The sequence below is a fragment of the Nocardioides sp. genome (assembly GCF_024509035.1).
Classification (GTDB): Bacteria; Actinomycetota; Actinomycetes; order Propionibacteriales; family Nocardioidaceae; genus Nocardioides.
The window spans coordinates 22,713-30,111 of the sequence record NZ_JANINT010000169.1 but is presented as its reverse complement, the minus strand read 5'-3'; the positions used below and the strand labels follow the sequence as shown (position 1 = coordinate 30,111).

Here is a 7,399-nt window from a genome sequence, read left to right as displayed (position 1 = left end):
CGCGCCGCAACCATGCCGCCGCAACCCCGCGCCCACGGCGACCACGCTTCTTCGAAAACCAGGAAGCGGAACCAACTGCGCGCCCGCAGCCGCCCGACCACCGCCACCCCGCGCAGACCATCAGGCGCCCACCGGCGCCCGCGCGTCAGAGCGCGGCGTACTCCCGCGCGATCGCGGCGCCGAGACGGGCGTTGTTGCGCACAAGGGCGATGTTGGCGGTCAGCGAGGCGCCGCCGGTGATCTCGACGATCCGGCCCAGCAGGTACGGCGTCGCGTCCTTGCCGTGGATGCCGAGGGCATCCATGTCGGCGAGCGCCTGATCGATGATCACGCCGATCTCGTCGGCGGGGATCTCGTCCTCCACTGGGATCGGGTTGGCGATGACGACACCGCCGGCGATGCCGAGGTTCCACTTCGCGGCCATCGTGGCGGCGATCTCGGCGGGGGTGTCGGCGCGCATCGGCGCGGCGTGCCCGCTGGAGCGGGAGAAGAACGAGGGGAACTCGTCGGCGCCGTAGGCGAGCACCGGGACGCCCAGGGTCTCCAGGCGCTCGAGGGTCAGGCCGATGTCCAGGATGCTCTTGACGCCGGCCGAGACGACCGCGACGTCGGTGGTGCCGAGCTCGGTGAGGTCGGCGGACTCGTCGAAGCTCTGCGGGGCGCCACGGTGGACGCCGCCCAGACCGCCGGTCACGAAGGTGCGGATGCCGGCGAGGGCGGCCAGGCGCATGGTGGCGGCGACGGTGGTGGCGCCGTGGGCGCCGCGGGCGACGACGAACGGCAGGTCGCGCACGCTCACCTTGGCCACGTCCCCGTGGCTGGCGAGCAGCTCGAGGTCGTCGGTGCTGAGCCCGATCCGTGGGCGTCCGTCGAGGACGGCGATCGTGGCGGGCACGGCGCCGGCCTCGCGGAGGATGTCCTCGACCTCGGTCGCCATGGCGACGTTCTGCGGGTAGGGCATGCCGTGGCTGATGATCGTGCTCTCCAGCGCGACCACGGGGGCGCCGTCGCGCAGGGCCTGGGCGACCTCGTCGGTGAGGGTGAGCATCGGGTGGGGGGTGGTGCGGGGGGCGGTCATGACTGGTGGCTCCTGACGAGTCGGTCGGTGAGGTCGGGTCGGACGGTGTGGGCGCTGGCGACGGTGAGGGCTGCGGCGGCGTGCCCGTACGCCGCGGCCTCGGCGGGTTCGGCCCCGGTCAGCAGGGCATGGCAGAAGGCGGCGGTCATCGAGTCCCCGGCACCGGTCACGTCGACCACCTCCGAGGAGACCGAGGCGAGCGTGACGACGCCGTCGCGGCTGCTGAGCAGGGAGCCCGCGGGCCCGAGCCGCACCCAGACGAGCTCGACGCCGCGGTCGTGGAGCGCCCGGGCGGCGCCCTCCTGCTCCTCCCGCGTCCCGGTCGGCAGCCCGGTGAGGGCGGCGAGCTCGTCGCGGTTGGGCGTCATCGCGTACACGGGCCGGTCGGGCGCGACCAGCGGGGCGAGCGCGGCCGCCTTGGGCACGCTCACCGGGTCGAGGACGACGCGGGTCCCGACCGTCGCGGCGACGTCGAGGGCGAAGCCGAGCGTCGCGGTGGAGAGGTTGCCGTCGAGCACCAGCAGGGAGGCGGCCGCGATCAGGTCGCGGGCACCGTCCACCTGCTCGGGCGCCAGCTCGTCGGTCGCCGCCATGTCCGCGACGGCGACGACGAGCTCGCCGTCGGTGTCGAGGACCGCGGTGTAGGTGCCGGTCGCGCGGGCGCCGCGGCGTACGTGCTCGACCTGGACGCCGGCGTTCGAGGTCGCCGACAGCACCTGGTCGCCCAGCGCGTCGCTCCCGATCGAGGCGACCAGGTAGGTCCGGGTGCCGAGGCGGGCCAGGTTCTCGGCGATGTTGCGACCGACGCCGCCCGCGGCCATCGAGGAGGCTCCCGGGTTGCTCGTCGCCGGGACCGCGGCGCGGGCGCTGCGGGCCTTGATGTCCATGTTGGCGCCGCCGATGACGACGACCGAAGCGCCCTCGCTCAGCAGGTAGCCCCGGCCGAGCACGACGCCCTTGCGGGTCAGGTTGGACAGGTGCACGTTGACGGCGGCCCGCGTGGTCCCCAATGCCGCGGCGATCGCGGCCGAGCCGATCAGCGGGTCACGACGGAGCAGGGTGACGATCTCCTGCTCACGATCCGTGAGGTTCATGCTTATTACATTAAGGGGTCTTTATCCTGATAAGCAAGCGGTCCGGGGGTGACGAGCGTCGCAATCGCGGTGGTGAGCGGCACGGCCAGCACCAGCCCGATGCTGCTGGCCAGGGTGCGCACGACCTCCTCGGTGATGTCCTCGGTCGTGAGCAGGTCGCCGAGCGGCAGGCCGTAGAGCTGGAGCACCAGCAGCACCGCCATCGCCGTGCCGGCGTAGGCGAAGACGATCGTGTAGATCGTCGAGGCGATGTGGTCGCGTCCGATGCGCATGCCGCTGGCGAAGACCTGGGTCCGGGTCATCGTCGGCGCCGCACCGCGGATCTCCCAGACCGCCGAGGACTGGGTGATCGTGACGTCGTTGAGCACGCCGAGGCCGGCGATCACGGTGGCGCACGCGAACAGACCGTGGAAGCTCAGGTCGTCGACGAGGCTCGAGAGGATGCCGGCCGACTCGTCGGGGATGCCGGTCAGGTGCGTGGCGCTCGTCGCCAGTACGCCGAGTCCGGCCGTCACGAGCACGCCGGCGAGCGTGCCGGCCAGCGCGGTGCTCGTGCGCAACGAGAAGCCGTGGGTCGTGTAGAGCACCACGACCATGATCGCGGCCGCGGTGGTGAGCCCGACGAGCAGGCCGGACTCCCCGGTGAGCAGCGCCGGGAGCGCGAACTTCCACAGCACCAGGCCGCTGAACGCCAGTCCCAGCAGGGCGAACAGGCCCCGCCAACGCGCGACCAGCAGCACCAGGCCGACGAAGACCAGCAGCATCACCAGCAGCGGCGTGCTCCGGTCCGTCCCGAAGTAGGCGTACGACGCCTCGGCGCCGTCCTGGCCCGGGGTGCGCTGCACCTTGACCGTGTCCCCCGGCGAGAGTCCCGAGTCGGACACGTGCGGTGCGACCTGGACCGACGCGTGGTCGCCCTTGCCGGCACCCTCACTGACGGTGACGTCGAGCAGCCCGCAGTCGCCGGTGCGCTGCGCGGGCCCGGCGCAGGCCGGATGGACCACGTCGATCTCCGCCCGGGGGAACGTGACGCCCGGCGCTGCGAACGGCACGCTCTCGGTGATCTCGTCGACCTCCGTGCCGCTGGGCCACAGCAGCACCAGCCCGACGACCGCAGCGGCCGTCGCCAGCGCGATCGCGGTCAGCAGGACGACCCGCGGCCCCCGAGCGACCTCGACGTCGCCGTGTGGATGCCCATGCTGGTGCCCGTGCCGTTCCGCCTGATGCGCTCGATGCGCGTGCCCGCCAGCCACGGCTCTCCTCGTCCCGTGCAGAGGCGCCGTCGGCGCCGGTCGTCGGGAAACAGTCTGCCTGTCCCGACCGGTGGGCCAGAATGGGCGGGTGCCGACGAGCAGCCAGTGGATCGCCTTCGTGGTCGCCAGCGTGCTGTTCATCCAGGTCCCCGGCCCCAGCCTGCTGTTCACGATCGGCCGGGCGCTCACCGTGGGCCGCCGCGACGCGCTGCTCTCGGTGGTCGGCAACTCCTGGGGCATCGTCACCCAGGCCTTCGCGACCGCGGTCGGCCTGGGCGCCGTCGTCGCCGCGAGCTCGCAGGCCTACCTGGCCGTGAAGATCGCCGGAGCGGCGTACGTCGTGTGGCTCGGCGTCCAGGCGATCCGCCACCGCGCCGACGCCCGCGTCGCGCTCGAGACCGTCCGCCGCGGATCCGCCGATCCCGCGCCGGCCCTGAGGTCGCTGCGGGTCGGGTTCACCGTCGGCGTCACCAACCCCAAGACGTTGGTGTTCTTCGTCGCGTTCCTGCCGCAGTTCGTCAACGAGCCGGCGGGGCACGCGGGGCTGCAGGTCGCCGCCCTCGGCGTGGTGTTCGGGACGCTCGGAGTCGCCTCCGACAGCCTCTGGGCGCTCGCGGCGGGCAAGGCGCGCGACTGGTTCGCCCGGCGCCCGCACCGGCTCGACCGGCTCGGCGCGGCCGGCGGCGTGATGATGATCGGCCTCGGCGCCGGCCTGGCGGCGTCCAAGTAGCAGCCCCGTCGCCCTCACCCGGCGCGGCGCTGGTCGTGGACCAGCAGCGCCACCCCGAGCGAGAGCCGGGAGGTCGGGTCGTCGAGCGGGTGGCCGACCAGGTCCTCGAGCCGGCGCAGCGCGGGGTAGAGCGAGGTGCGGTTGCGGTGGGCGACGCGGGCGAGCTCGGTCTTGTTGCCGCCGACGGCCAGGAACTGGCGCAACAGCTCCACCAGGCCGCTGCCGTGGCGCGCCTCGTGCTCGAGCAGCGGGCCGAGCTCGGCCTCGGCGAACTCCTGCAGTCGGGCGTCACCGCGCAGCGACATCAGCAGGCCCGGCAGCCGGATGTCGGACTGGCGGAAGCAGCCGACCGGCTCGTGGTGCCCGGTCGTCGGCAACGAGGCGGCCACGTCGACCACCGCGCGGGCGCTGCGGAGCGAGGCACCCGCGGCCAGCACCCGGTCGACCACCGGCCCCGAGGCGAGCACGCCGTCCGGTTCCCGCTCGGCCAGCTCGCGGCCGACGGCGTCGAGCACGGCGTCGCCGCCCGACAGCAGGACCCCGGCGTGCGTGCCGTCGAGGACACCCACCACCCCGAACGCCCCGGCGGCCAGCACCGCCTCGTGGAGCAGCTCGCTGAGCCGGACCATCCGGCGCTGCGCGGCGGCGACGTCGGAGGGCGCCTCCCCGCGCAGTCGCGCGGCGAGCCCGACGTACTCCCGCTCGTCGGGTACGCCGAGCGCGCGCAGCCGGGCCGCGGCCGTCGCCTCGGTGCCGAGCCGATCGTCGAGGAGGTCGAGCAGGAAGCCGCCGTGCACCCGCAGCTGGATGGCGATGTCGTCGCGCTCGACCATGCGCGCCAGCTCGAGGGCCTGAGCGGCCCGCTCGAGCACCACCCGCACCCGCGCCTCACCGCCCTCACCCGTCGCTCCGAGCGCCACGAGCCGACCCCACGGTCCACCGTGGATGCCCACGGGCGTCGTGAGCCAGCGCTCCGGGCCGGCCACGGCGGTGCTGCGCCCGAACGGGGTGAGTCGCGAGCGCCGCTCCCACTCCCCGAGCAGGCGGTCCAGCGGCTCGCCGACCGCCTCGGAGGCCAGCACCCGCCGACCCAGGTCCTCGAGCACCACCGAGGTGCCCGCCAGGTCGGCGGCCGCCGCCACCAGCCGGTCGGTGTCCGCCCGCGCCAGGCCGAGGTCGGTGAAGGTGCGGTGCACCTCCCCGGCGAACCGCACCTGCTCGAACTGCTCGGCCACCAGCGCCCGGTGCACGGCCTCGGTGACGTCGACGAAGCGAACGGGCCGGTTCAGCGCCACGACCGGCAGGCCGGCGGCACGGGCCCGGCGCAGCGCCAGCTCGGGGATCGACGGGTAGCCGGCGCTGAGCTCGACCACGAGCCCTGCCGCACCCGCGTCGACGAGCTGCGCGACGAAGTCCGCCGCCGCCTGAGGTGAGGCGGCCATCGCGATCCCGGTGGTGAGCACGAGCTCGTGCCCGACGAGCACGGAGCCGACGTCGCGGACCTCCGAGACGTGCACCCAGCGCAGGTCGGTGTCGAGCCGATCCTCGCCACTGAGGACCACCGGGTCCCCCGCGGCCAGCGGCGCGAGGGAGAGCGCCTGCCGGACGGTCATCGCCACGAGGCTCACTCTAGGCGACATTCTGTCGCCCACGTCGTCATATCAGCGACGCTGTGTCCCTGGATCAGCGCTCGCCGGGCCACGACGATGGGCCCATGAGCACCTCGACCCCGACGCCTCCTGCCACCATCCCGCACTGGATCGACGGGCGCCCCCACGAGGGCTCGGCAACCCGGGTCGGCGACGTCACGAACCCCGCGACCGGCCGGGTGACCGGTCAGGTCGTGCTGGCCGATGCCGACGACATCGAGGCGGCCGTGGCCTCGGCGAAGGCGGCGTCGGCCGCCTGGGCCGCCACCTCGGTCAGCGCGCGCACCCAGGTCGTGTTCCGGTTCCGCGAGCTGCTCAACGAGCGCAAGGAGGAGCTCGCCGCGATCATCACCGCCGAGCACGGCAAGGTGCACTCCGACGCGGTCGGCGAGGTCTCCCGCGGCCAGGAGGTCGTGGAGTTCGCCTGTGGCATCCCCCACCTGCTCAAGGGCGCCAACAGCCCCCAGGTCTCCACCGGCGTCGACGTGCACAGCATCCGCCAGCCGCTCGGGGTCGTGGGCATCATCAGCCCGTTCAACTTCCCCGCGATGGTCCCGATGTGGTTCTTCCCGATCGCGATCGCGGCCGGAAACGCGGTCGTGCTCAAGCCCAGCGAGAAGGATCCGTCGGCCTCGATCTGGATGGCCCGGCTGTGGCAGGAGGCCGGCCTGCCCGACGGTGTGTTCACGGTGCTGCAGGGCGACAAGGTCGCCGTCGACGGGCTGCTCGACCACCCCGACGTGGCCTCGATCAGCTTCGTGGGGTCCACCCCGATCGCGGAGTACGTCTACGAGCGCGCCAGCCGCGCCGGCAAGCGGGTGCAGGCCCTCGGCGGCGCCAAGAACCACATGGTCGTGCTGCCCGACGCCGACCTCGACCTGGCCGCCGACGCCGCCGTCAGCGCGGGGTACGGCTCGGCCGGCGAGCGTTGCATGGCGATCAGCGTGGTCGTCGCGGTCGGCGACACCGGTGACGAGCTGGTGCGGCGGATCGCCGAGCGCACCACGACGCTGCGCATCGGCGACGGCACACGAGACGCGGACATGGGGCCGCTGGTGACCGGCGCGCACCGCGACAAGGTGGCGTCGTACGTCGACGCCGGGGAGGCCGAGGGCGCCACGCTGGTCGTCGACGGCCGCAAGGTCGACGCGGACGGCGAGCAGGACGGCTTCTGGCTCGGTCCCACGCTGTTCGACCACGTGCAGCCCTCGATGAGCATCTACACCGACGAGATCTTCGGCCCCGTGCTGTGCGTGGTGCGCGCGGAGACCTACGCCGAGGCGCTCGACCTGGTCAACGCCAACAAGTACGGCAACGGCACCGCGATCTTCACCGGCAACGGCGGAGCGGCGCGGGCCTTCGAGCAGGACGTGCAGGTCGGCATGATCGGCGTGAACGTCCCGATCCCGGTGCCGATGGCCTACTACTCCTTCGGCGGCTGGAAGGCCTCGCTGTTCGGCGACACCCACGCGCACGGCGTCGAGGGCGTGCACTTCTTCACCCGTGGCAAGGTCGTCACGACCCGCTGGCCCGACCCCGGGACCGCCGGCGGCCTCGAGCTGGCCTTCCCGAAGAACCACTGAGACAGGAGCTGG

The 7,399-nt window shown here is 73.4% G+C and carries 6 protein-coding genes; 2 read left to right on the top strand and 4 right to left on the bottom strand.

From position 1 onward, the window contains the following. Nucleotides 1-145 precede the first annotated feature (145 nt). From Q0L15_RS12975 to Q0L15_RS12965, 3 genes are read right to left on the bottom strand one after another with little or no spacing between them, the layout of a single operon-like run. Entirely contained in the window at nt 146-1,078 is a 933-nt protein-coding gene (locus tag Q0L15_RS12975) for a pseudouridine-5'-phosphate glycosidase (protein ID WP_296604862.1), read from the bottom strand. Beyond that, on the bottom strand, nt 1,075-2,172 hold the full coding sequence (locus Q0L15_RS12970; protein ID WP_296604861.1) for a carbohydrate kinase: 1,098 nt from the start codon (nt 2,170-2,172) through the stop codon (nt 1,075-1,077). Before Q0L15_RS12970 ends, Q0L15_RS12975 begins: the two co-directional genes overlap by 4 nt. A gap of 5 nt (nt 2,173-2,177) precedes the next feature. After that, nucleotides 2,178-3,425: a YibE/F family protein gene (locus tag Q0L15_RS12965; protein ID WP_296604860.1), complete on the bottom strand. Its 1,248-nt coding sequence runs from the start codon at nt 3,423-3,425 to the stop codon at nt 2,178-2,180. 88 nt (nt 3,426-3,513) lie between these two features. On the opposite strand from Q0L15_RS12965, the gene Q0L15_RS12960 reads away from it, so the two are divergent. Continuing rightward, a complete protein-coding gene (locus Q0L15_RS12960) occupies nt 3,514-4,155 on the top strand; it encodes a LysE family translocator (protein ID WP_296604859.1) in 642 nt (213 codons plus the stop codon). 14 nt (nt 4,156-4,169) lie between these two features. On the opposite strand, the gene Q0L15_RS12955 is transcribed toward Q0L15_RS12960, so the two are convergent. Continuing rightward, the gene (locus Q0L15_RS12955; RefSeq protein ID WP_296604863.1) at nt 4,170-5,768 is read right to left on the bottom strand and encodes a PucR family transcriptional regulator; all 1,599 of its coding nucleotides are present in this window, start codon (nt 5,766-5,768) and stop codon (nt 4,170-4,172) included. 101 nt (nt 5,769-5,869) lie between these two features. Here Q0L15_RS12955 and Q0L15_RS12950 point away from each other — a divergent pair, with 101 nt between their 5' ends. Continuing rightward, nucleotides 5,870-7,387 carry a CoA-acylating methylmalonate-semialdehyde dehydrogenase gene (locus tag Q0L15_RS12950; protein ID WP_296604858.1) on the top strand — a complete coding sequence of 506 codons (1,518 nt, stop codon included), beginning with the start codon at nt 5,870-5,872 and terminating at the stop codon, nt 7,385-7,387. Nucleotides 7,388-7,399 lie beyond the last annotated feature (12 nt).

Coding starts and splice junctions, on each gene's coding strand:
- Q0L15_RS12955 (WP_296604863.1), bottom strand. CDS start 5,768: ATGACCGTCCGGCAGGCGCTCTCCCTCGCGCCGCTGGCCGCGGGGGAC.
- Q0L15_RS12970 (WP_296604861.1), bottom strand. CDS start 2,172: ATGAACCTCACGGATCGTGAGCAGGAGATCGTCACCCTGCTCCGTCGT.
- Q0L15_RS12975 (WP_296604862.1), bottom strand. CDS start 1,078: ATGACCGCCCCCCGCACCACCCCCCACCCGATGCTCACCCTCACCGAC.
- Q0L15_RS12950 (WP_296604858.1), top strand. CDS start 5,870: ATGAGCACCTCGACCCCGACGCCTCCTGCCACCATCCCGCACTGGATC.